The organism is Pseudomonas sp. TE3552, from assembly GCF_056278945.1.
In genome coordinates this window covers 3181420-3205472 of sequence record NZ_JBWBQJ010000001.1, presented here as the reverse complement: position 1 = coordinate 3205472, position 24053 = coordinate 3181420, and the positions used below count along the sequence as shown (strand labels likewise).

The following is a 24053-nucleotide window of genomic DNA, read 5'->3' as shown; positions in this document are numbered from 1 at the left end:
CGTCGCGGCTAATGGCTTAACTGACTAACAGCTGTCTTGGGTGAAGGCGCTGATTACCCCTCGGCGTGTATTTCACTCGTCGGGTAAGTCGATCGCTGTAAGTCTGGTGCATTTACCTCGCGCAACCCCGTAGACTAGGCTCACAAAAAATAAGGGTTTTGGGCCTCTGCCCATGCCTTACCCTTTCAGGACTCGCTTTTGCCTATCCCCATTCCCGATCCGCACCATGCGCCCGATGGTGCCTTGAAGCGGCTGCCCCTGCTCAAAGCTGCGGTGCTGTTTATTGCGGCAGTGTGCCTGTGTCTCGGTGGCCTGCTTTACCTGCAACTGGAGCAGTCGCGTCGGCACGATCTGGCGTTGGCCGAGGTGTCGTCGTCGAACCTGACCCGGGCCATCGCGCAGCAGGCCGAAGACACGTTCATGAAAGCCGATCTGGTGCTGACCAGTCTGGTGGACTGGATTCAGGCCGATGGCTTCGACGCTGTCCAGAGACCACGCTTGCAGAAGACCTTCGCGCGCAGGGTGCAGACGCTGCATCAGTTGCACGGGATATTTCTGTTCGACAAGCAGGGACAATGGGTCGTGACGTCGTTCGAGAATCTGCCCCGTGGGCCAGGGGTGGCGGACCGCGAGTATTTCAGGTTTCACCAGCAGAACGTATCGTCCCTGGCACACATCGGGCCTGCGATTCGCAGTAGGGAGAATGGTGAGTGGATCATTCCGGTTTCCATGCGGATAAACGACAAGAACGGTGATTTTCAGGGCGTGTTGCTGGCCGGGATCAAGATGTCGTACTTCGATCAGTTCTTCAAAAGCTTCAGCCTCGACAATAACGGCGCGATGTTTTTAGCGTTGACCAATGGAACGCTGCTGGCGCGACGGCCGTTTGTGGAGTCGCAGATCGGCACGTCATTGGCTCACGGCGAAATTTTTCAAACACTGTTGCCTGGCGCGACGTCCGGCAATGCCATGATCGCCTCGGTGGTGGATGGCATCGTTCGGTTGTATGGCTACCGTCAGCTCGATGCCTATCCGCTGGTGGTCGCAGCGGCCTCGTCCAGGGACGCGATCCTCAAGGACTGGAACGACACGGCGATTCAATCCAGCGTGATCGTTGCCCTGGTTGTCCTCGGTGTGGGGTTGTTCGGTTGGGTGTTCATTCATCAGGTGCGCGCCGGCGAGCGCATCGAGGCGGATTTGCGCAAGGCACAGAAAACACTGGAGCTGATCGCCACCCACGATAGTCTGACTGGTTTGGCCAACCGTCGGCTGTTCGAGCGGGCGCTGGAGGTCGAGTTCGGGCGCGGTGCCCGACGGTCGAGCCCGCTGAGCCTGATCATGCTCGATATCGATTACTTCAAACGCTATAACGACACCTACGGTCATGTGGCCGGGGACCACTGCCTGGCCGAAGTGGCGCGGGCACTGAAGAGTTGCTGTCACCGCAACACCGACCTCGCGGTACGCTATGGCGGTGAAGAGTTCGCGGTGTTGCTGCCCGATACCGACATCCATGGTGCGCTGACAATCGCCGAACAGATCCGCCGCAGCGTCATGGACAAAAACATCATCCACAGCGCCTCATCCACGGGCTATGTGACGGTCAGTCTTGGCTGTTATTCATTTGTACCAAAGGAGCACGACAGCACCGAAATGTTGATCAAGCGCGCAGATGCGGCGTTGTATCAGGCCAAGCACTCGGGACGAAACCGCTCGGCGGTGTTGTCGATGGAAGGGGGCGTCGAGGCGCTGATGCGCTCGGATCGATGATGCTTGCGGTCATCGATTGGCAATGGTTCTTGTGACCGGTTCTTCAAGTGTGGCAATGACTTGCGTTATCCAGGAGCGATGATCGAGCATGCCTGCTATGGTCAGTGGAGAGAGCCTGGCTGTCATACCTGACCGACCGGGCCCGCCGGTCTCATCCCGATCGGGCAATCGATTGACAGGATCAAGTGCATGGATTTGTCTGCCGTTACCACCGCTGCACCTGCGCGCCATACCCCGATTACCCGCAACCTGATGTTGGTTGTCGGTCTGTTGTTTGTGGTTGGGGTGCTGATCGCGCTGATCGCCCTGTTCAGTATTGCCGGGCGGCTCGATGCCGAGGACCTGGCCAAGACCACGTTTTATACCCAGCGCGCGCTGGAAAACCGCATCATCGCCACGAAAAACTACATCACCAGTTATGCCAACTGGACGACGGCCTACGATCACCTGAACGGCGAGGTCGATGTGCAATGGGCCTACGTCGAGCAGAACGTGGGTAAAACCCTGTTCACCATGGACCACTACGATGGCGTTTTCGTGGTCGATCTTCAGCGAACAAAATACGCCGTGGTGCGCGGGCTTCAGGTACAGGACGAGATGGCGGCCTATCTGTCGACCTCGATGGCGCCCCTCATCGAGGCGATCCAGAGCCAGGAGAACCTGATCAGCCCTGTAAGCCGCTACACCTTGTTCGAGGGCAAACCCGCGCTGTTGACGGCCGCCGCGATCGTGCCCAACGACGAACGCCCGGCAGTCGATCCCAAGAGTACTTCGGTGCTGATCTACGTCGATGAGTTGAATCCGGAAAAGCTCAGCATCTTGAGCGCCGATTACGGTTTGCACGACTTGAGCCTGACGCCCGACAATGCCATCGCTCCCGGTCAGCCCGCCATTGCCCTCGCTGGCACCGGTTACAGCCTGGTCTCCCGGCTTGAGCTGCCAGGTCATCAGTTACTCTGGTCGCTGCTGCCACCGCTGGGCGGGGCGTTGTTGGTTCTGGCGTTGTTGACGGCGTACTTCTTTCGTTATGTCCTGCGTACGTCCGGGCATGTGGATGCCAGTTACACCAGTCTGGATTTATCCAATCAGGCGCTGGAAGCCAGTGAAGAGCGTTTTCGCGCGGTGGCCGAGGCCGCATCCGACTGGATCTGGGAAATCGATGACCAGCATTGCATCACTTATCTGTCGGGGCGCTTCGGCACCGTCACCGGGTTCTCCGATCAGCAATGGCTGGGGCAGAACATCGGGCAACTGCTCAACTGCGATACAACGCCCTTGTCACTGTGGCTGAACAAACTCGATGAAGAGCAAGCCGTCAGCCACCTGCGCTGTTCTTACCGCGATCAATCGGGGCAACAACGGGTCTGCCGGGTGTCGGCGCGACCGATTCAGCGTAAGGGCACAGTGCTGGGATTTCGCGGGACGGCCAACGACATCACCGATGAAGTCGCCGCCCATGCGCAGATCCAGCATTTGTCGTTGCACGACGCGCTGACCGGGCTGCCGAACCGCAACAAACTGGCGCGCTATCTTGAAGAGGCGCTGGCGTTGAAGGAGCAGTCGACGGCGCTGACGCTGTTGATGATCGATCTGGATAACTTCAAGCCAATCAACGATTCCCTCGGCCACCCGGCCGGCGATGCGGTACTGCTGGAAGCGGCAATACGTTTGCGCGAGTGCACGCGGGATATTGACCTGGTTGCCCGATTGGGCGGCGACGAGTTCGTGCTGGTGCTCCACGGCATGGACAGCCACGCGGAAATCGACCGCTTTTGCGAGCGCCTGCTCGACAGCCTGCATCAGCCGATTCATTACGACCATCACACGCTGCACATCGGCGCGAGCATCGGTGTCGCCCTGAGTAGGCGCCAGGGGCATATTCCGCAGGAGCTGATTCGGTGTGCCGATATCGCGTTGTATCAGGCCAAATCCAATGGCAAGAAGACCTGGTGCTACTTTGCGCCGCACATGAATGATCAGATTCAGCATCGCCGACAACTGGAAAACGACCTGCGTCAGGCGATCAAGAACAACGAGTTCGTGATGCATTACCAACCGCGTTATCACGTCGATGGCAAGCAGATCGTCTCGGTCGAAGCGCTGCTGCGCTGGCAGCATCCGGTGCAAGGCTTGTTGAGCCCCGATGCGTTTATTCCGTTGGCCGAGCAGACCGACCTGATCGTGCCATTGGGTCGCTGGGTGCTGCGCGAGGCGTGCGAAACGGCCCTGACCTGGCCCGGTGCAATGATGGTGTCGGTCAACTTGTCGCCGGTGCAGTTTGCCCGTAGCGATGTGATCGAGGATGTCCGGGAGGTGTTGATCCAGACCCGCTTGCCTGCCAGTCGACTGGAGCTGGAGATCACGGAAAACGTCATGCTCATTGATGTCGATGGCGCTCTGTCGACCATGATCGCGCTCAAGGAATTGGGCGTGCGGCTAAACATGGATGATTTCGGCACTGGTTATTCTTCGCTGGGTTACCTGCGCACGTATCCGTTTGACGGGATCAAGATCGACAAGCGCTTCATTGCGTCCATGAGTAACGGCAGCAATGATCGCGCCGTGGTGCAGGCGATCATCAACCTGGGCAAGGCCATGGGCCTGACCGTCACCGCGGAGGGCGTCGAGACGCTGGAGCAACTGGACTTCCTGATCTCGGACCAATGCCATGAAGTGCAGGGGTTCTACCTCAGTCGGCCGGTGGGACAAGTATGCGTTGCTGCCGTTACTCAAGGCCTCGCAGGATGATTTTGTGCAGCACACCCCGCACCTTTAGTCGCCTGTTTCATTCGCCGCGGCAACTGCCGTGGCAGCCACCGGTCACAACTGGATATCGCCCATCCGTTGCGAGCGTCGGACCATGAAGAACCTGAAGATTGCCACCTTCAACGTCAACGGCATGCGCGCCCGTCTGCCGAATCTGCTGGCGTGGCTTGCTCGCGAGCAGCCAGACATTGCCTGCTTGCAGGAACTTAAATCGGTGGACAGTGCATTCCCCGTCGCGGAGCTGGAGGCGGCCGGGTATGGCGCCGTCTGGCACGGCCAGGTGTCGTGGAACGGGGTGGCGATTCTGGCGCGCGATGCGCAACCGCTGGAGAGCCGGCGCGGTTTGCCGGGCGATGACAGCGACACCCATAGCCGCTACGTGGAAGCTGCCGTGCATGGGGTTCTGGTGGGTTGTCTGTACCTGCCCAACGGCAATCCGCAGCCGGGACCGAAGTTCGATTACAAACTGGCGTGGTTCGAGCGTCTGATCTCGTACGCCAAGGACCTTCAGGGCAGCGACCATTCGGTGGTGCTGGCCGGCGATTACAACGTGGTGCCCACCGATCTGGACATCTACAACCCGCGCTCCTGGCTCAAAGATGCGCTGCTGCAACCCGAGAGTCGCGCGTGTTATCAGCGGCTGCTGGATCAGGGCTGGACCGATTCCCTGCGTCATCTGTATCCAGAGGAGCGGATCTACACCTTCTGGGATTATTTCCGGCAGCACTGGCAGAAGAACTCGGGGTTGCGCATTGATCATCTGCTGCTCAACCCGGCATTGAGTCCTTACCTGCAAGAGGCGGGCGTCGATGCCTGGGTTCGCAACGAACCTCATGCCAGCGATCATGCACCGGCATGGATTCGATTGGGTGCACGCAAGCGGCGATAGATGCTGCCGGCACCATGATTGGCGAAATCAATTATCGGTCCGAACGCTTTTTCCCTTATACATGGCGCCCATCGGCGGAGTGATCCGCGGGCCCCATGCATAAGGATTAAGCGATGAGCGAGCCAAAACTGAAGAATCTTGCGCTGTACCTGCAACGCCTGGGCTTCGATGCGCCCCCGGCGCCGACCCTGGAAACCCTGCGCCAACTGCAACTGCGCCACACCGGTGCCTTCCCGTTCGAAAATCTCACCACGTTATTGGGCCAGCCGGTGCTCATCGACCTGCCTTCCATCGAGCAGAAAGTCCTGCACGATGGCCGCGGCGGTTACTGCTACGAACTCAACAACCTGTTCCTGGCCTTGCTGCAGACGCTGGGTTTCGAGGCGCGCGGCATCACCGGCCGCGTGATCATGGGCCAACCCGAAGGCGCGTGGACCGCACGCACTCACCGCTTGAGCCTGGTGACCCTCGACGGCGTGCGTTACATCACCGACGTCGGCTTCGGTGGCATGGTGCCCACCGCGCCGCTGATGCTCGACAGCGAAGCCGAACAGCTCACCCCCCACGAACCCTATCGCATCGAACCGCATGCGGACGGCTACACCCTGCGCGCCAACGTCGGCGGCGAATGGCGGGCGATGTACATCTTCGACCTGCAACGTCAGGAAGACATCGATTACACCCTCGGCAACTGGTACGTCTCGACCCATCCCGAATCGTCCTTCGTCAAGCAACTGATGGTGGCGCGAACAGGGGAGGGATGGCGTCGCACGCTGAACAACGGCAGTTTTGCCATTCATCACATGGGCCGCGACAGTGAACGGCGGCAAGTGGCGGATGCGCAGGAGTTGATCGGGTTACTGGAAAGTGAATTCGCAATTCGGGTGCCGGCGCAGGAGGCTCTGATGCGGGTGTTCGAGCGGTTGATCGAGACTGTGTAGCAGGCAAATTGAGCACCACGTAGAGGGGCGGATTTGATCAATTCGTCCCTTTTTCTTTTGGTCGATCCAGGCGTAGGTGTTTTGAGCTCGTGTCTAGGAGCGAACTTCCAGCTCCATCACGTGATGGATTTCGCTGAGGGCCTCTGACAACTTTTTCTCCAGGCTTTGCAGTTCGGAAGCGGTGATGCCTTTTTTGAAATGCCCGACATTTGCAACCGCAGTGTTCTGATCGGGTTTCGCCATGCTGCCTTTATCGCTGAGCAAGGCCTGACGCAAAGTATTGTTGATCACCGTCTGGTAGCCATACCCCTCGCTTTCTGCCAGCGCGCGCGCGGCCTCTATGACGACATCATCGAGCATGATGGTGATTCGGGTCTTGCCTTTGCTGGAGGCAATCGCTCCACGCTTGGCGTTGCTGAAGTCGTATTCATCTTTCATCGGTCAAGCCTCCATATAGTGGCGACGCTCGTTTTTGGTGGCGATGCGCGCGGAAATGATTCGCACGAAATTCGGGTCGCGGTAGGTGTATGCAACGACCAGTAAGCGACCTTTGGCATCCAGCCCGATGATGATCCATCGCTGCTCATCATGGTGGTTGTCCTGAAGCGTCAGGGCTCGTTCGTCGTAAAACACGGGTTCTGTCTCTGCGAGGCTGACGCCTTGATGCTTTAGTTTGTTGGCCGCGTTCTTTGCCTTGTGATACTGAATTTCGAATGACTTCATTATGCATACTTTATATGTATAAGCGAGGGGCGGCCGTGCCGGCGGTCGCTTGGAAAGCAAAAGATTAGCGGTGGGGAGGGAAAGGGGAGGAAGGATGTATTGCAAAGAGTTTTAGGCGACAGGCACCACGGGTTAAAGGGCTGCGTGGACACATGTCCATAATCAGACTGGTTAGTTGTATACAACTCTATGGACATTTGTCCTGAGTATTGAATACAGTGTGCGCACAACAAAAACCAGGGAACCTCCCCAACCATGAAAACGCCCCATGTTTCACACCAACGGCCTGAGGACGAAAACCTCGGGATCGGCGCGAATATGGCTTATGGCCTGCAACACGTTCTGACCATGTACGGCGGTATCGTCGCGGTGCCTTTGATCATCGGCCAGGCGGCCGGGCTCTCGCCGGCGGACATCGGTTTGTTGATTGCTGCTTCATTGTTTGCAGGGGGGCTGGCGACATTGCTGCAAACCCTGGGTTTGCCGTTCTTCGGTTGTCAGTTGCCGCTGGTGCAGGGTGTCTCGTTCTCCGGCGTTGCGACCATGGTGGCGATTGTCAGCAGTGGCGGGGAGGGCGGCTTTCAGTCGATTCTCGGGGCAGTGATTGCCGCATCGCTGATCGGCTTGCTGATCACGCCGGTGTTCTCGCGAATCACCAAGTTCTTTCCGCCACTGGTGACCGGCATTGTGATCACCACCATCGGCTTGACGCTAATGCCAGTGGCCGCGCGCTGGGCCATGGGTGGCAACAGCCACGCGCCGGACTTCGGTAGCATGGCGAACATTGGCCTGGCGGCGGTGACGCTGGTGCTGGTGCTGTTGTTGAGCAAGATCGGCAGTGCGACCATCTCCCGTTTGTCGATCCTCTTGGCCATGGTCATCGGCACAGTCATCGCCGTGTTCCTCGGCATGGCGGATTTCTCGTCCGTCACCCAAGGCCCGATGTTCGGCTTCCCGGCACCGTTCCATTTCGGCATGCCGACCTTCCACTTCGCCGCGATCCTGTCGATGTGCATTGTGATCATGGTGACCCTGGTGGAAACCTCCGCCGACATTCTGGCCGTCGGTGAAATCATCGGCACTAAAGTCGACTCCAAACGCCTGGGCAACGGCCTGCGCGCCGACATGCTGTCGAGCATGGTCGCGCCGATCTTCGGCTCCTTCACTCAGAGCGCCTTCGCCCAGAACGTCGGGCTGGTGGCGGTGACCGGGATCAAGAGCCGTTTTGTGGTAGCCACCGGCGGTGTGTTTCTGGTGGTGCTGGGATTGCTGCCATTCATGGGCCGGGTCATCGCCGCCGTGCCGACCTCCGTACTCGGCGGCGCCGGCATTGTGCTGTTCGGCACTGTCGCCGCCAGTGGCATTCGGACGCTGTCCAAGGTCGACTATCGCAACAACGTCAACCTGATCATCGTCGCCACCTCCATCGGTTTCGGCATGATCCCCATCGCCGCACCGAACTTCTACGACCACTTCCCCAGCTGGTTCGCGACGATCTTCCACTCGGGCATCAGCTCCTCGGCGATCATGGCCATCGTATTGAACCTGACCTTCAATCACCTCACCGCCGGCAACTCGGATCAACAATCGGTGTTTGCGGCCGGTACCGAGCGGGTCTTGCGCTATCAGGACCTGGCGGCGTTACGGGAAGGGGATTACTTCAGCGAAGGCAAACTGCATGACTGTGACGGGAATGAGATTCCGGTGGTGGAGACGGACCATGGGCATGCCGAGCCGCGGGCGGTGCATGCGAAAAGCAGTGAGCATGTTTGACAGTGATCAACGCTGGGTCGATCGATTCAATTGTCAGTCAGGTTGACACTCGCTCCACGCATGATTGAAAATTGATTTCGAGGTCTGCAATTGCGCATCCTTGGGCTTGGCCTCCAGTATTGGCCCCCCATCTTGTTGGCAGCAGAGGAGCTGGCTCCCTCTGAAGTAGTGACGACTGGCATGCTGGTCGGATTCTGAACCCAAGGCCGTTCGTGGCCAGGAGCTAAAGAATCGCTGCGACTACTCCTCGAAATATTCAAAAGGCGTCCTTACAGGGCGCCTTTTTTATTACCTGGAATCTGGTTTGGCGATTGTGCCGACCAGAGTGCCTTCTGCGCGCCTCTTGGGGTACCAGGTTATGACGTAGTATCCGAAGCCGCGACGTTCGTTTCGAGGCTCCAGAATGAGCGAGCCGGTAGGGTTTTTAAGTACGGCGACTCTGTGATCACCTTTCATTTCCTTGAATTCGCAGTAGATGGGGGCGCCGGGTACGATCATTTTGGCAATATGGATCGCCACATCATCAATGGTGCGGCAGCCATATTTTGCCAGGTCTGCCTTGTGCGCTTCCCAGATGTGTCGAACTCCGAACCCTTTGTTGATCCCTTTGTGTATCCCTACCCGCAGAAATATTTCACCTCCCCGTAAATTGAACCTGGGCATGTCGGGAAGGATGCCAAAGCTCAATGAGCCGCAAGGATGAGGGACAAGGACGTTCTCCTTGAGTTTAAGTAACTCTGACACGTAAACAATCCAGGGATCGGCAAGCGAAAGGCGCTATTCATAACGCACAAGTTCGCTGTTTTACAGTCAGCACCCGGCCACTACGAAAGTGGCTATTGATGCTCTAGTCCAGGGTTTACGGGGGCTCAGGCGAAAGCCTAAAACACGGCTACAGAAAATCAGGAAGTTTCCTACTCTGTCGGGGTAGGGAATTCATAGGATCGTGTCTTTTCGTCAAACACAAAAAAGCACCTGAACCTTTCGATTCAGGGGCTTTTCGATTTTGCTGTCTGGCTCCACGACCTGGACTCGAACCAGGGACCCAGTGATTAACAGTCACTTGCTCTACCAACTGAGCTATCGCGGAATGACGTGTATGTTACTGATTCAAAAAGAGAAGTCAAGCATCTGTTGGTAATTTGGTGTTTTCATCGGATCAGAGGGTGGTTTATCAGCCATTGGCGGTTACCAGAAGCGCGGGAGAGGTCTACCATGGCTGCCCGGAAGTGGTGACACGCGCTGCCGGCCCTCAGCCGAAAAGGTACGCGCCATGAATCAACCAACCCTCACGCCGCTAAACAGCGGGGTATGCGCATGAGCATCGCTCAGATCAGCCTGCCCAAAGGTGTCGGCCCGCACGCCGAGAAACTGTTCGACGCGATCACTCAGGCGAGCACCGCTGACGAGCTGAATCGCGCGGGCGGCAAGGCCGAAGGTTTTGTCCTGGGCCTGGAAAGCACCAAGGCGATCAAAAGCCAGGTGGCCGAGTCGCTTTATGTGGCTTATGACGACGCGGCCAGCCAGCGCGCCAGCGAACTGGCCTAACCGCCGAAGGTAATGGTGGCAAGCATCAGTTTGGCGTACAGCATCGTGGCGGCCAGTTGCACCAGCCACAAGGCCAGGCCGCCAAGGAACACGCCCGCAGCCACTTGCAGCACCAGGTTATTACCGCGTTTGGCCGAGGAGCGGGGCACGAAGTGGTCCAGCTCGTCGCGGTCGGCGCGTAGGTCATCGTTTTTCATGTGGGTTCTCGCAAGAATTCTCGGGTGTACTCATAACCTGTGGGAGCGAGTCTGCTCGCGATGGTGGCGGCACATCTTGTATCTCTGTGACAGAAAGACCGCTATCGCGAGCAGGCTCGCTCCCACATTTAATTTGTGTGGAGTTTAAAGGGCGCAGCTGCTGCTTTGAGATTTATCTGCGGCCAATAAAAACGGGAAGCCATCTGGCTTCCCGTTTCCATATCACGCTACCACTCAGATCACCGCAACGATGGCCTTGGTCACAGCGTCGATGTTGCTCTGGTTCAGCGCGGCAACGCAGATGCGGCCGGTGTCCAGGGCGTAGATGCCGAACTCGCTACGCAGACGGGTTACCTGCTCAACTGTCAGGCCAGAGTAGGAGAACATGCCGCGCTGGCGACCGACGAAGCTGAAATCGCGCTGTGGAGCGTTTTTCGCCAGCAGGTCGACCATCTGGGTGCGCATGCCGCGAATCCGCAGGCGCATTTCTGCCAGTTCTTCTTCCCACTGGGCGCGCAGTACCGGGCTGTTCAGCACGGCGGCGACGATGCTTGCGCCGTGGGTCGGCGGGTTGGAGTAGTTGGTGCGGATTACGCGTTTGACTTGCGACAGTACGCGCGCGCTTTCTTCTTTCGATTCGCTGACGATCGACAGGGCGCCAACGCGCTCGCCGTACAGCGAGAAGGATTTGGAGAACGAGCTCGAGACGAAGAAGGTCAGGTCCGATTCGGCGAACAGGCGCACGGCAGCGGCGTCTTCATCGATACCGTCGCCAAAGCCCTGGTAGGCCATGTCGAGGAACGGTACGTGACCTTTGGCTTTCACCACGTCCAGTACGTTTTTCCAGTCCGCCGGGCTCAGGTCGACGCCGGTCGGGTTGTGGCAGCAAGCGTGCAGCACAACGATGGAGCCGGATGGCAGGGCGTTCAGGTCTTCGAGCAGGCCTGCACGGTTAACGTCGTGGGTGGCGGCGTCGTAGTAGCGATAGTTCTGCACCAGGAAACCGGCGGTTTCGAACAGTGCGCGGTGGTTTTCCCAGCTCGGGTCGCTGATCGCCACGACGGCGTTCGGCAGCAGTTGCTTGAGGAAGTCGGCACCGATTTTCAGCGCGCCAGTACCGCCGACGGCCTGGGTGGTGATGACCCGGCCAGCAGCAATCAGCGGCGAATCATTGCCGAACAGCAGTTTCTGCACGGCCTGGTCGTAGGCGGCGATGCCGTCGATCGGCAAGTAACCACGGGATACGTGTTGAGCGGCGCGAATCGTCTCGGCTTCGACAACGGCGCGCAGGAGAGGAATTCGCCCTTGCTCGTCGCAGTAAACACCGACCCCCAGGTTGACCTTGGTGGTACGGGTATCGGCATTGAATGCTTCGTTGAGGCCCAGGATTGGATCGCGTGGTGCCATTTCGACAGCGGAGAACAGGCTCATTATTGCGGCGGCTCTGAATGGAGTGTGGAGGGACGTGTCGCGCTCCAGCCGAATGCACTAGAGCGGTGCACAAACGGGGAGCTAGTATAGAGGTCATCAGCGATTGATGGCGACAGGCGATTCGGCTTTTACGGTAAGTTTTTCGAATTATTTTACGATCATTGGCCGCGTGGCATCGTCAAAGGCTTCGCCCAATGTAGGACGTTTACCTTGAAAGCGATGGCAATCGGCTCCACATTGAGCACAATCCAGTTTTTTCCTCGGGCGACATCGGTCGTTTGCGGTCTTTTCCGTTCCTGGCCGGCGTAGCTGGGCAAGGGTGACCCCGCACCGAGAACCGAGAGGTACTTATGTCTGAATTCCAGCTAGTCACCCGTTTCAAGCCTGCCGGCGATCAGCCGGAAGCCATCCGCCTGATGGTCGAGGGCATCGAGGCCGGGCTGGCGCACCAGACGCTGCTCGGTGTGACCGGTTCGGGCAAGACCTTCAGCATCGCCAACGTGATCGCTCAGGTGCAGCGCCCGACCCTGGTACTGGCGCCCAACAAAACCCTGGCCGCACAGTTGTATGGCGAGTTCAAGGCGTTCTTTCCGAACAACGCCGTTGAGTACTTCGTCTCCTACTACGATTACTACCAGCCCGAAGCCTACGTGCCGTCGTCGGACACCTTCATCGAGAAGGACGCTTCGATCAACGACCACATCGAGCAGATGCGCCTGTCGGCCACCAAGGCATTACTGGAGCGCAATGACGCGATCATTGTCACCACGGTGTCGTGCATCTACGGTCTGGGCAGCCCGGAAACCTATTTGAAGATGGTGTTGCACGTGGATCGCGGCGACAAGCTCGACCAGCGTGCGCTGCTGCGTCGCCTGGCTGACCTGCAATACACCCGCAACGACATAGACTTCGCCCGGGCGACCTTCCGGGTGCGCGGCGATGTGATCGATATCCACCCGGCGGAATCTGATTTTGAAGCGATCCGCATCGAACTCTTCGATGATGAAGTCGAGAAGATTTCCGCTTTCGATCCGTTGACCGGCGAAGTGACGCGCAAGTTGCCGCGTTTCACGTTCTATCCGAAAAGCCACTACGTGACGCCGCGGGAAACCCTGCTCGACGCCGTCGAAGGGATCAAGGTCGAGTTGCAGGAGCGCCTGGAATATCTGCGCTCCAACAACAAGCTGGTGGAAGCGCAGCGACTGGAACAGCGCACTCGTTTCGATCTGGAGATGATTCTCGAGCTGGGTTATTGCAACGGTATCGAAAACTACTCGCGCTACCTGTCGGGCCGTGCATCCGGCGAGGCGCCGCCCACCTTGTTTGACTACCTGCCGGCCGACGCCTTGCTGGTGATCGACGAATCCCACGTCAGCGTGCCGCAGGTCGGTGCCATGTATAAGGGCGACCGTTCGCGTAAAGAGACGTTGGTGGAATACGGTTTCCGCCTGCCGTCGGCGCTGGATAACCGACCGATGCGTTTCGACGAGTTCGAAAGCATCAGCCCGCAGACGATTTTTGTCTCGGCCACGCCGGGCAACTACGAGGCGGAACACGCAGGGCGCGTGGTCGAGCAACTGGTGCGCCCGACTGGCCTGGTGGACCCGCAAATCGAGATTCGCCCGGCGCTGACCCAGGTCGACGATTTGCTCTCGGAAATCACCAAGCGCGTGGCCCAGGAGGAGCGGGTACTGGTCACCACGCTGACCAAGCGCATGTCCGAAGATTTGACCGATTACCTGGCCGACCACGGCGTGCGTGTGCGTTATCTGCACTCGGACATCGACACTGTGGAGCGGGTCGAGATCATCCGCGACTTGCGTCTGGGCACCTTCGATGTGCTGGTGGGGATCAACCTGCTGCGTGAGGGCCTGGACATGCCGGAAGTCTCGCTGGTGGCGATTCTCGACGCGGACAAGGAAGGTTTCCTGCGTTCCGAGCGCTCGCTGATCCAGACCATCGGTCGGGCGGCGCGCAACCTCAATGGCCGGGCGATTCTGTATGCGGATCGCATCACCGGCTCCATGGAGCGGGCGATCGGCGAAACCGAGCGTCGTCGCGACAAGCAGATCGCCTTCAATCTGGCCAACGGCATCACGCCCAAGGGGGTGTTCAAGGACGTCGCCGACATCATGGAAGGCGCGACCGTGCCAGGTTCGCGCAGCAAGAAGCGCAAAGGCATGGCCAAGGCCGCCGAGGAAAGTGCCAAGTACGAGGCCGAACTGCGTTCGCCAAGCGAGATCAGTAAACGCATTCGTCAGTTGGAAGAGAAGATGTACCAGCTCGCCCGCGACCTGGAATTCGAAGCTGCGGCGCAGTTGCGCGACGAGATCGGCAAGTTGCGGGAGCGGTTGTTGGTCGTTTGATCTTTGTGTTGTCTGTGAGGGCCTCTTCGCGGGCAAGCCTCGCTCCTACAAGGGCTGTGTCGTTCACCCATTTTGCGACCGGCGCGTACCTGTAGGTGCGAGGCTTGCCCGCGAAAGGCGCGCCACGGTCCAAAGCCCTGGCGCTATCCAGACATCAATCTTCTTAAATACCCTGCTGACTGGAGCCGGGCCGCTATCGCCTGTTACCATTCGCCTCTTGTTTGATCTTCGCTTTTTATTCTTTTCGAGACATGCCATGACCACCGTCCGCACTCGCATCGCGCCATCGCCTACCGGGGATCCCCACGTAGGTACCGCTTACATCGCTTTGTTCAACTACTGCTTTGCCAAGCAGCATGGCGGTGAGTTCATCCTGCGGATTGAAGACACCGACCAGTTGCGTTCGACCCGCGAGTCCGAACAGCAGATTTTCGATGCCCTGCGCTGGTTGGGTATCGACTGGAGCGAAGGCCCGGATGTCGGCGGCCCGCACGGTCCTTACCGTCAGAGCGAGCGCGGCGATATCTACCAGAAGTACTGCCAGCAACTGGTCGACATGGGCCATGCCTTCCCGTGCTTCTGCACCGCCGAAGAGCTGGACCAGATGCGTGCTGAGCAAATGGCGCGCGGCGAAACCCCGCGTTACGACGGTCGTGCGCTGTTGCTGTCCAAGGAAGAAGTTGCGCGCCGCCTGGCCGCCGGCGAACCACACGTGATCCGCATGAAAGTGCCGACCGAAGGCGTGTGCGTGGTGCCAGACATGCTGCGTGGCGACGTCGAGATCCCGTGGGACCGCATGGACATGCAAGTGCTGATGAAGACCGACGGCCTGCCGACGTACTTCCTGGCCAACGTGGTCGATGACCATCTGATGGGCATCACCCACGTCTTGCGCGGTGAAGAATGGCTGCCATCGGCGCCGAAACTGATCCTTTTGTACGAGTACTTCGGCTGGGAGCAACCGCAGTTGTGCTACATGCCGCTGCTGCGTAACCCGGACAAGAGCAAGCTGTCCAAGCGCAAGAACCCGACCTCGGTGACGTTCTACGAGCGCATGGGCTTCATGCCGGAAGCGATGCTCAACTACCTGGGCCGCATGGGCTGGTCGATGCCGGACGAGCGCGAGAAGTTCTCCCTGCAGGAAATGGTCGACAACTTCGACCTGAGCCGCGTCTCGCTTGGCGGGCCGATTTTCGACATCGAGAAACTGTCGTGGCTCAACGGCCAGTGGTTGCGTGACCTGCCAGTGGAAGAGTTCGCCGCTCGGGTGCAGAAGTGGGCACTGAACCCTGAGTACATGATGAAGATTGCACCGCACGTGCAGGGTCGGGTTGAAACCTTCAGCCAGGTCGCACCGCTGGCCGGCTTCTTCTTTGCCGGTGGCGTGAACCCGGACGCCAAGCTGTTCGAATCCAAGAAGCTCTCGGGCGATCAGGTTCGTCAGTTGATGCAATTGATCCTGTGGAAGCTGGAAAGCCTGCGCCAGTGGGAGAAGAACAGCATCACTGCAACCATCCAGGCAGTGGTCGAATCCCTGGAGCTGAAGCTGCGTGATGCCATGCCGCTGATGTTCGCTGCAATCACGGGGCAGGCCAGCTCGGTGTCGGTGCTCGACGCGATGGAAATCCTCGGTCCGGACCTGACCCGTTTCCGTCTGCGCCAGGCCATCGACTTGCTGGGCGGCGTGTCGAAGAAAGAAAACAAGGAGTGGGAAAAACTCCTGGGCGCTATCGCTTAAGGCTGTTTAACTTTGTGTAGGAGCTGCCGAAGGCTGCGATCTTTTGATCTTGCTCTTCGGCGCCACCCCCGTTTTTCGGGGGGAGGGCGGTAAGTGATTGTTATGTGGGCAAAAAATTTTGGAAATTGTTAAAAATAAGTTTGACAGCCTTCCGATGCGCCATTAAGATTCGCCCCGTCCTCAGCGATGAGGGGCTATAGCTCAGCTGGGAGAGCGCTTGCATGGCATGCAAGAGGTCGACGGTTCGATCCCGTCTAGCTCCACCAATTTACACTTCAAGGTCTGGCCACACCGGCCTTGAAGCGATCAACACTCAGCGTTGATCAGTTGTATAGAAGGGTTTGCGTCCCCTTCGTCTAGTGGCCTAGGACACCGCCCTTTCACGGCGGTAACAGGGGTTCGAGTCCCCTAGGGGACGCCAGTTTTACAGAAGCGATGTTGCAAGATGTCGCTCCGCCGTGAGGCGAAAAATCCGGGGCTATAGCTCAGCTGGGAGAGCGCTTGCATGGCATGCAAGAGGTCGACGGTTCGATCCCGTCTAGCTCCACCAATTTTACAGTTCAAGGTCTGGCCACACCGGCCTTGAATCGATCAGCTCTCAGCACTGATCATTGTATAGAAGGGTTTGTGTCCCCTTCGTCTAGTGGCCTAGGACACCGCCCTTTCACGGCGGTAACAGGGGTTCGAGTCCCCTAGGGGACGCCACGATTACCCGCTTTGCGGGATTTTTAAGGGTCATTCAATTATTGAATGGCCCTTTTGTTTGTCTGGCGTTTGGCCAAATCTCCTTTTCCCCCCAAAACTGTTCTTCAGACCAGCGGTCACATCCACGACTTGCGAAAAATTATTATGAGAATAATATTCTAGTCGTAATATTCGGAGGTAACGATGAACGATAAAAAAGCTCAAACCCGCCAACGCATCCTCAAGGCTGCCAGTGCGGCGCTAATCCAGCGCGGCCCGGCTGAGCCGAGCGTGGGCGAAGTGATGGGCGCGGCGGGCCTGACGGTCGGCGGTTTCTACGCACACTTTGAAAGCAAGGACGCGTTGATGCTGGAGGCGTTCAAGCAGCTGCTCAGCCATCGTCGTGACTTGATCGCCGACATGGATGCCGAGTTGACCGGCGAAGAGCGTCGCGCGTTGGTCGCAGCGTTCTACCTGTCGCGCAAACACCGTGATTCCACCGAGCAGGCATGCCCGGTTCCAGCGTCGCTCGGTGAACTGGGCCGTCTGCCGGACGAATTCCGTGTGGCGTTGAATGAACATGTTGAATTGATGGTCGCGCAGTTGGCAGCCAGCCCGGAAGACATCGACAAGGCCTTGGCCGACATCGCCTTGATGGTGGGTGGTTTGGCCCTGGCGCGGGCGCTGGGGCCCGGAGAGTTGTCCGATCGATTGCTGCGCGCCGCCAAATCGGCGGTGCTGTGACCTAAAGGCATCAGCCTGAGGAGATGGGCGATGAACGCGTTGAGCTGGGTTCGTGGCGTTAATGGCACCTTGGGCTGGTTCGCGCCGAAGCTGGTGGCGCGCAAGATGCGCCTGGCATTCATGACTCCGCGGGAATTGCCGCCGCGCGATTGGGAATTGCCGCTGCTGGCGAAATCCGAACGAATCACCTTGCGCTTCGGCCTCTCGGCGCTGCGTTGGGGGCAGGGGCCGGCGGTGTTATTGATGCACGGCTGGGAAGGCCGGCCGACCCAGTTTGCCGCGCTGATCACGGCGTTGGTCGATGCCGGTTACACGGTGGTTGCCCTGGACGGCCCGGCTCACGGTCGCTCGCCTGGTCGCGAGGCTAATGTGGTGCTGTTCGCTCGGGCCATGCTCGAAGCGGCCGCTGAATTGCCGCCGCTGCAAGCGGTGATCGGCCACTCCATGGGCGGCGCCAGTGCCATGCTTGCAGTTCAGTTGGGCTTGCGCACCGAAACCCTGGTCTCGATCGCCGCCCCGGCGCGAATTCTCGGGGTATTGCGTGGCTTCGCGCGCTATGTGCGCCTGCCGCCCAAAGCCCGTTCGGCGTTCATTCGGCAGGTCGAAAAAGACGTCGGCATGCGCGCCGCTGCACTGGATGTTGCGCACTATCAGCTCGATATGCCGGGGCTGATCGTCCATGCCGAGGACGACAGCTTTGTGTCGGTCAAGGAGTCCCAGTTGATTCACGAAGCCTGGTTCGACAGCCGTCTGTTGCGCCTGGAAGAGGGCGGGCATCAGCGGGTGCTGGCCGATCCTCGGGTGATCGACGGTGTTCTCTCGCTGCTGGCCGGTCGCAGCCTGCAATCGCGCCAATCGGCCTGAGCTTCCGCTACACTGCCCCGGTCGAAATAATCTGACCGGGAGTGGGGCATGGGCTGGGATCGGGCAACGCCGTTTATCATTGATCTGGAAGTGGGCGCCGAGGACATCGACGGGCTGGGCCACGCGAACAACGCGGTGTACGTAAGCTGGCTCGAACGCTGCGCCTGGCGTCACTCGCAACGGCTTGGCCTGGATCTGGTCGAGTACCGTCGGCTGGACCGCGCAATGGCGGTGGTGCGGCACGAGATCGATTACCTGACAGCGGCCTATGAGGGTGACGAATTGCAGTTGGCGACCTGGATCGTCGATTGGGACCAGCGCCTGAAAATGACCCGCCACTTCCAGCTCAAACGCCCCAGCGACAACACCACGTTGCTGCGGGCGCAGACCACTTTCGTGTGCATCGAGCTGTCGACCGGCAAGCCCAAACGCATGCCGGCGGAGTTCATCGAGGGCTACGGCCCGGCGTTGCAAGCTTCAAGCTGACACGATCCTGTGGCGAGGGGGCTTGCCCCCGTTGGGTCGCATAGCGACCCCAAGACCTATTTATGATTTACGACTGCTGCGCAGCCGAACGGGGGCAAGCCCCCTCGCCACAGAGGTATGCGCAAGTCTTTCATTAGATTATCCAGTAAACTGCCGCACGTTTTTCGTTGAGTGTGTTTTTCATGCAAATTGCTTTGGCGCCCATGGAGGGGTTGGTCGACAACATCCTGCGGGACGTGCTGACCCGTGTGGGCGGTATTGATTGGTGCGTGACCGAATTCATTCGGATCAACGATCAACTGCTCACGCCTGCCTATTACCACAAATTCGGCCCGGAACTGCTGACTGACGCCCGGACCGCCTCCGGTGTGCCGTTGCGGGTGCAACTGCTCGGCTCCGATCCGGTGTGCCTGGCGGAAAACGCCGCACTGGCCTGCGAGTTGGGTTCCGAAGTCATCGACCTGAACTTTGGCTGCCCGGCCAAGACCGTCAACAAATCCCGTGGCGGCGCGGTGCTGCTCAAAGAGCCTGAACTGCTCAACCAAATCGTCGAACACGTCCGTCGTGCCGTACCCGCGCATATCCCGGTGACCGCCAAGATGCGCCTCGGTTTCGATAGCCCGGACGGTGCGCTGGTTTGCGCCACGGCCTTGGCTGAAGGCGGCGCGGCGCACATCGTGGTCCATGCGCGGACCAAGACCGATGGCTACAAGCCGCCAGCTCACTGGGAATGGATCCCTCGGGTGCAGGACGTGGTCAAGGTGCCGGTGTTTGCCAACGGCGACATCTGGAGCGTCGAGGACTGGCGTCGTTGCCGCGAGATCAGCGGCGTCGAAGACATCATGCTCGGTCGTGGACTGGTATCGCGCCCGGACCTGGCCCGACAAATCGCCGCCGCCCGCGCTGGTGAAGACGTTGTCGAGATGACCTGGGCCGAGTTGCTGCCGCTGATTCAGGACTTCTGGCTGCAAGCCAAGGCACAGATGACGCCACGTCAATCACCGGGCCGCTTGAAGCAATGGCTGGCTATGCTGACCCGCAATTATCCTGAAGCGGTAGAGCTGTTCACCGTCCTGCGTCGTGAGACCGAACTGGATAATGTCTCGCGTTTGCTGGGTTTGCAGGTGTCTGAAGCGGCCTGAAAAAAATCTTGAAATAATCTCTTGAAAAGTAATCAGCGGTCCTTATCTAAGGATTACGCGATGCCGAATTCGGGTCGCGGAGACAAAAAAACTTGCTGATTATGTTCAGGAGATTTGAATCATGAGTACTGCATTTTCCCTGGCCCCACTGTTCCGTTCCTCGGTAGGTTTCGACCGTTTCAACGACCTGTTCGAAACCGCCCTGCGCAATGAGCCAGGCAGCACCTACCCACCCTACAACGTTGAAAAATACGGTGATGACCAATACCGCATCGTTGTAGCGGCCGCCGGTTTCCAGGAAGACGACCTGGATCTGCAAGTGGAAAAAGGCGTGCTGACCATAAGTGGCGGCAAACGTGACGCGGACGAAAACGTCACCTATCTGTACCAAGGCATCGCTCAGCGCGCCTTCAAACTGTCCTTCCGTCTGGCGGACCATATTGAAATCAAGTCTGCCGGCCTTAGTAATGGTTTGTTGAGCATCGACCTGCTGCGCGTGATTCCGGAAGAGGCGAAAGCCAAACGCATCCCGATCAACGGGGCGGAAAAACCGGCTTTGCAGCACTGAGTCAAAGCAACAAAAAGGGCGCCATCCACTGGCGCCCTTTTTTGTGCCCATGTAGCAGCCGTACGTAGCGGCTCGGCAGTTGCTGCATCGCCTTATTTCAACAGCTTCTGAAACTCCTCCACCAGCAGCGGCCGGCTGTGCAAATACCCCTGATAGAAATGGCAACCCAGGCCCTGCAAGAATTCCAGCTGCTCCGTGGTTTCCACCCCTTCGGCGATGACTTTCAACTCCAGGCTGCGGGCCATGGCGACGATGGCGCGAATGATTTCGGCATCGTTGGGGTCGGTGGTGGCGTCGCGGATGAACGACTGGTCGATTTTCAGGGTGTCTACCGGCAGGCGCTTGAGGTAGGTCAGCGAGGAATACCCGGTACCGAAATCGTCCATGGCAAAGCTCACGCCGAGTTTTTTCAGGCGACGCATTTTGCTGATGGTGTCGTCCAGGTTCTGGATGACGATGCCTTCGGTGATTTCCAGTTTCAATAACGAGCAGGGCAGGCCGTGGCTGCCCAGGCTGTGTTCGATGCGTTCGACGAAATCGTTCTGGCGGAACTGCCGTGGGCTGATGTTCACGCACAGGCTGAAGTCGAGCGGGTCGATCAGGCCGTTGGCGATCAGATGTTTGAAGGCCGCGCAGGCTTCATCGAGGATCCACGTGCCGACTTCCAGAATCAGCCCGCTGTCTTCCAGCACCTTGATGAACTCGGTAGGCGATTGCGCACCCAGCTGCGGATGGTGCCAGCGCACCAGGGCTTCGGCGCCGGTAATGCGGTTGTCGCGGGCATCCACCTGAGGTTGGTATTGCACGCTGAACTCGCCCCGGGAAAGGGCCAGGCGCAGGTCGGTTTCCATGCGCAGGCGTTCGCTGGCGGCCTTCTGCATGGTGTTGTGATACATCTGCGTGGTGTTGCGGCCCGAGTCCTTGGCGCGGTAGAGGGCGATATCGGCGCGCTTGAGCAAATCGGTCGGAGTCGAGCCGTGATCGGGAATCAGCGCGATACCGATGCTCGGTGTCACTTGCAGGCGTTGCCCGTCGAGGAACATCGGTTCGGACAGCAGTTCGCGCAAGGTGTCCGCCAGTTCCCGGACCTGAGCGCTGACCTCGCCGCGCGAGCCTTCCAGGCCGCTGAGCAGTACCACGAATTCGTCACCGCCCAGGCGCGCGACGGTGTCTTCCATGCGCACGCTGGCTTCAAGACGCGCAGTGATGATCTTCAGCACTGTGTCGCCCACCGGGTGGCCGAGGGAGTCATTGATGTGCTTGAAGTGGTCGAGATCGAGGAACATCAGGGCGCCGCGCAGGTTGTGGCGCTTGAGCAGGGCGATCTGTTGGCTCAGGCGATCCATCAACAGTGCGCGGTTGGGCAGGTTGGTCAGCGGGTCGTGGTAGGCCAGGTGACGGATCTGCGCTTCGGCATTTTTCAGCAGGCTGACGTCCCGGGCGGTCAGCAGCAGGCACGCCGTTTCGTTGAGGGTGATCGGCTCCACCGAGACTTCCACCGTCAGCAACTCGCCGCGTTTGTTGCGCCCGAGCATTTCCTGGTGATGAACCCGGCCCTTGATCTGTAGCTCCGCCAGCAGCGCCGAGCGTTGCTTTTCTTCGGCCCAGATGCCGACCTGATACACCGTGCGCCCGATCACTTCATCGGCGCGGTAACCGGTCAGGCGACAGAAACCGTCGTTAACCTCCAGGTAGCGCCCGGTGTCGCGCTCGGTAATGGTGATGGCGTCGGGGCTTGAGTGGAAAGCCTTGGCGAATTTCTCCTCGCTGGCCTTGAGCGCTGCTTCCGAGCGTTGCTGCTGGGTGATGTCGCGCAATGTGGTGACGATGCACGGCTGCTCGCCGACGCTGATCTGGCGGCTGGAGATCACGCACGTCAGGGACTGCCCGTCCTTGTGCTGAACGATGATCGCCACATTGTTCAGGCCTTGTTCGCGGATGACCCGCTCGATCCTTTGCAGGCTTTTCGCCGAAGCATCCCACAGGCCGATTTCGTCGGCGCTGCGGCCAATCACGTCGGTGGTGCTCCAGCCAAACGTCTGGGTGAAGCTGGAGTTGATTTCGATGAAATGGCCGGTGTCCTGGCGCGTGACGCAGATCGGGTCCGGGCTGACCTGGAACAAGGTGGCGAACTTCTCTTCCGACGCCACCAGTTGCTGTTCGCGCTCCACTTGATCGGTGATGTCCAGCAGCGTGCCGGCCATGCGCAGCGGGTTGCCGTGTTCATCGCGGTAGAGCCTGGCGCGGCTTTCCAGGTAGCGCGAGCTGCCATCCGTTAGCTGCACACGGTAAGTCACCTGGTAATTGCCGGCCGGGCCTTCGCGCAGGCTGCGGTAGGCGTCGCGCATGGTGTCGCGTTCTTCGTCGGGCACGCCTTCGAAAAATGCATCGAAGGATTCATGGAAGGGTTTGGGCTCCAGCCCATGCAGTTGGGCGGCCCGCGCCGAGCCGTAAAGCATGCCGCTGGGGATGTGCCAGTCCCAGGTGCCGAGTTGCGCCGAATCCAGGGCCAGGTCGAGGCGTTCCTGGCTGTCTTTGAGGGCGTGCTCGGCGATTTTGCGTTCGGTGGTGTCGAGGAACGTACTCAGCAGATAAGGCTGGCCTTCGAGTTCAACCTTTTGCGCGCTGAGGATGCCGTCGTGAACCTGCCCATTGCTGGCGCGAAACTGCACCTCCATGTTGATCAGCTCGCCTTTGGCCTTGGTGGCCTTGACCAGTTGCGCCCGTTGTTCCGGGTTGACCCAAAGCCCCAGCTCCAGCGTGGTTCGGCCGATGGCGTCTTGCACCGGCCAGCCGAACAGACTTTCGAAATACTGGTTGGCTTCGCTGATCAGTCCGTCCTCCTGGCGGGTCAACAGCACCATGTTCGGGCACAGGTGAAACAGCGTGGCGAAGCGTTTTTCCGAGCTGCTCAACGCCTGTTCGCGCTGGCGCTGATGAGTGATTTCACGAATGACCCCGATCATGCGCGGCCGGCCGTTTTTGTCCGGTAGCAGGCTGCCGTTGATTTCCAGCCAATGCAGGCTGCCGTCGGGCCAGCGGATGCGGTGGTGCATGGCCTGTTCCAGCGGTGCGCCGGCGATTACCGCATGGAAAGCGCGAATGGCTTTTGCCCGATCTTCCTGGGGCAGCAGGTCGAGGTATTCCAGGTCCTCGGGCAACGGTTGCCGGGGATCGAAACCGAACAACGCCTGAGTCCCCCGTGACCAGCTGATTTGCCCCCGCTCGATGTCCCAATACCAGGCGCCCAGCCGAGCACCGTTGAGGGCCGCCAGCAACTGCGGGGCGCTTTCCCAGCTTTGTTCGGACCGTTTTGGATCAAGTGCCTGAATTCGCGGCATCGGCGGCGTACGTTCAACAGATTTGGGCATGGATAACAGGCCTTGGGCTGAATTGGGCGTTAGGCACAGGGTTTTGGGGCTC

At 59.2% G+C, this 24053-nt stretch carries 19 protein-coding genes and 5 tRNA genes; 17 read left to right on the top strand and 7 right to left on the bottom strand.

Annotation, left to right across the window (positions count from 1 at the left end; all coding sequences use genetic code 11):
• Positions 1-198 precede the first annotated feature (198 nt).
• From ACZ9BB_RS14300 to ACZ9BB_RS14285, 4 genes are all read left to right on the top strand, one after another.
• A complete protein-coding gene (locus ACZ9BB_RS14300; RefSeq protein ID WP_476214334.1) occupies positions 199-1770 on the top strand; it encodes a sensor domain-containing diguanylate cyclase in 1572 nt (523 codons plus the stop codon).
• Positions 1771-1959: 189 nt separating this feature from the next.
• Complete coding sequence (locus ACZ9BB_RS14295) at positions 1960-4518, top strand: bifunctional diguanylate cyclase/phosphodiesterase (RefSeq protein ID WP_476214333.1); 2559 nt, start codon at positions 1960-1962, stop codon at positions 4516-4518.
• 112 nt (positions 4519-4630) lie between these two features.
• Complete coding sequence (gene xth, locus ACZ9BB_RS14290; RefSeq protein ID WP_476214332.1) at positions 4631-5425, top strand: exodeoxyribonuclease III; 795 nt, start codon at positions 4631-4633, stop codon at positions 5423-5425.
• 113 nt (positions 5426-5538) lie between these two features.
• A complete protein-coding gene (locus ACZ9BB_RS14285; RefSeq protein ID WP_476214331.1) occupies positions 5539-6366 on the top strand; it encodes an arylamine N-acetyltransferase family protein in 828 nt (275 codons plus the stop codon).
• A 93-nt stretch (positions 6367-6459) separates the two neighbouring features.
• Here ACZ9BB_RS14285 and ACZ9BB_RS14280 read toward each other — a convergent pair whose 3' ends face one another.
• Together ACZ9BB_RS14280 and ACZ9BB_RS14275 are read right to left on the bottom strand one after the other, a co-directional pair.
• Positions 6460-6804 (bottom strand): BrnA antitoxin family protein, encoded by a 345-nt coding sequence (locus ACZ9BB_RS14280; RefSeq protein ID WP_476214330.1) that lies wholly within the window; start codon positions 6802-6804, stop codon positions 6460-6462.
• A gap of 3 nt (positions 6805-6807) precedes the next feature.
• A complete protein-coding gene (locus ACZ9BB_RS14275; RefSeq protein WP_476214329.1) occupies positions 6808-7089 on the bottom strand; it encodes a BrnT family toxin in 282 nt (93 codons plus the stop codon).
• A gap of 255 nt (positions 7090-7344) precedes the next feature.
• On the opposite strand from ACZ9BB_RS14275, the gene ACZ9BB_RS14270 reads away from it, so the two are divergent.
• Positions 7345-8862, top strand: coding sequence for a nucleobase:cation symporter-2 family protein (locus ACZ9BB_RS14270; RefSeq protein WP_476214328.1), 1518 nt, complete (start codon positions 7345-7347; stop codon positions 8860-8862).
• Positions 8863-9150: 288 nt separating this feature from the next.
• Here the strand turns inward: ACZ9BB_RS14270 and ACZ9BB_RS14265 are convergent, their stop codons facing one another.
• Positions 9151-9606, bottom strand: coding sequence for a hypothetical protein (locus ACZ9BB_RS14265; protein ID WP_476214327.1), 456 nt, complete (start codon positions 9604-9606; stop codon positions 9151-9153).
• 270 nt (positions 9607-9876) lie between these two features.
• Positions 9877-9952: transfer RNA gene (locus ACZ9BB_RS14260), tRNA-Asn, on the bottom strand.
• A 227-nt stretch (positions 9953-10179) separates the two neighbouring features.
• Here ACZ9BB_RS14260 and ACZ9BB_RS14255 point away from each other — a divergent pair.
• Positions 10180-10410, top strand: a complete 231-nt coding sequence (locus ACZ9BB_RS14255) for a hypothetical protein (RefSeq protein ID WP_019649343.1) — start codon at positions 10180-10182, stop codon at positions 10408-10410.
• Here ACZ9BB_RS14255 and ACZ9BB_RS14250 read toward each other — a convergent pair.
• Together ACZ9BB_RS14250 and ACZ9BB_RS14245 are read right to left on the bottom strand one after the other, a co-directional pair.
• Complete coding sequence (locus tag ACZ9BB_RS14250; protein ID WP_030132391.1) at positions 10407-10607, bottom strand: hypothetical protein; 201 nt, start codon at positions 10605-10607, stop codon at positions 10407-10409. The genes ACZ9BB_RS14255 and ACZ9BB_RS14250 overlap by 4 nt on opposite strands.
• 234 nt (positions 10608-10841) lie before the next feature.
• Entirely contained in the window at positions 10842-12038 is a 1197-nt protein-coding gene (locus ACZ9BB_RS14245) for an amino acid aminotransferase (RefSeq protein ID WP_476214326.1), read from the bottom strand.
• A 350-nt stretch (positions 12039-12388) separates the two neighbouring features.
• On the opposite strand from ACZ9BB_RS14245, the gene uvrB reads away from it, so the two are divergent.
• From uvrB to ACZ9BB_RS14190, 11 genes are all read left to right on the top strand, one after another.
• On the top strand, positions 12389-14404 hold the full coding sequence (gene uvrB / locus ACZ9BB_RS14240; protein WP_476214325.1) for an excinuclease ABC subunit UvrB: 2016 nt from the start codon (positions 12389-12391) through the stop codon (positions 14402-14404).
• 256 nt (positions 14405-14660) lie between these two features.
• Positions 14661-16142 (top strand): glutamate--tRNA ligase, encoded by a 1482-nt coding sequence (gene gltX / locus ACZ9BB_RS14235; protein ID WP_476214324.1) that lies wholly within the window; start codon positions 14661-14663, stop codon positions 16140-16142.
• A 190-nt stretch (positions 16143-16332) separates the two neighbouring features.
• Positions 16333-16408: transfer RNA gene (locus ACZ9BB_RS14230), tRNA-Ala, on the top strand.
• Between the two features lie 79 nt (positions 16409-16487).
• Positions 16488-16563 (top strand) — tRNA-Glu (locus ACZ9BB_RS14225).
• Positions 16564-16616: 53 nt separating this feature from the next.
• Positions 16617-16692 (top strand) — tRNA-Ala (locus tag ACZ9BB_RS14220).
• Between the two features lie 79 nt (positions 16693-16771).
• Positions 16772-16847: transfer RNA gene (locus ACZ9BB_RS14215), tRNA-Glu, on the top strand.
• A gap of 183 nt (positions 16848-17030) precedes the next feature.
• The gene (locus ACZ9BB_RS14210) at positions 17031-17570 is read left to right on the top strand and encodes a TetR/AcrR family transcriptional regulator (protein WP_476214323.1); all 540 of its coding nucleotides are present in this window, start codon (positions 17031-17033) and stop codon (positions 17568-17570) included.
• Positions 17571-17600: 30 nt separating this feature from the next.
• The gene (locus tag ACZ9BB_RS14205) at positions 17601-18434 is read left to right on the top strand and encodes an alpha/beta fold hydrolase (RefSeq protein ID WP_476214322.1); all 834 of its coding nucleotides are present in this window, start codon (positions 17601-17603) and stop codon (positions 18432-18434) included.
• Between the two features lie 48 nt (positions 18435-18482).
• Complete coding sequence (locus ACZ9BB_RS14200) at positions 18483-18920, top strand: acyl-CoA thioesterase (protein WP_476214321.1); 438 nt, start codon at positions 18483-18485, stop codon at positions 18918-18920.
• A 182-nt stretch (positions 18921-19102) separates the two neighbouring features.
• On the top strand, positions 19103-20062 hold the full coding sequence (locus tag ACZ9BB_RS14195; RefSeq protein WP_454867898.1) for a tRNA dihydrouridine synthase: 960 nt from the start codon (positions 19103-19105) through the stop codon (positions 20060-20062).
• Between the two features lie 121 nt (positions 20063-20183).
• A complete protein-coding gene (locus tag ACZ9BB_RS14190) occupies positions 20184-20630 on the top strand; it encodes an Hsp20 family protein (RefSeq protein WP_476214320.1) in 447 nt (148 codons plus the stop codon).
• 92 nt (positions 20631-20722) lie between these two features.
• Here ACZ9BB_RS14190 and ACZ9BB_RS14185 read toward each other — a convergent pair whose 3' ends face one another.
• Entirely contained in the window at positions 20723-24001 is a 3279-nt protein-coding gene (locus tag ACZ9BB_RS14185) for a sensor domain-containing protein (RefSeq protein ID WP_476214319.1), read from the bottom strand.
• Positions 24002-24053: the final 52 nt, after the last annotated feature.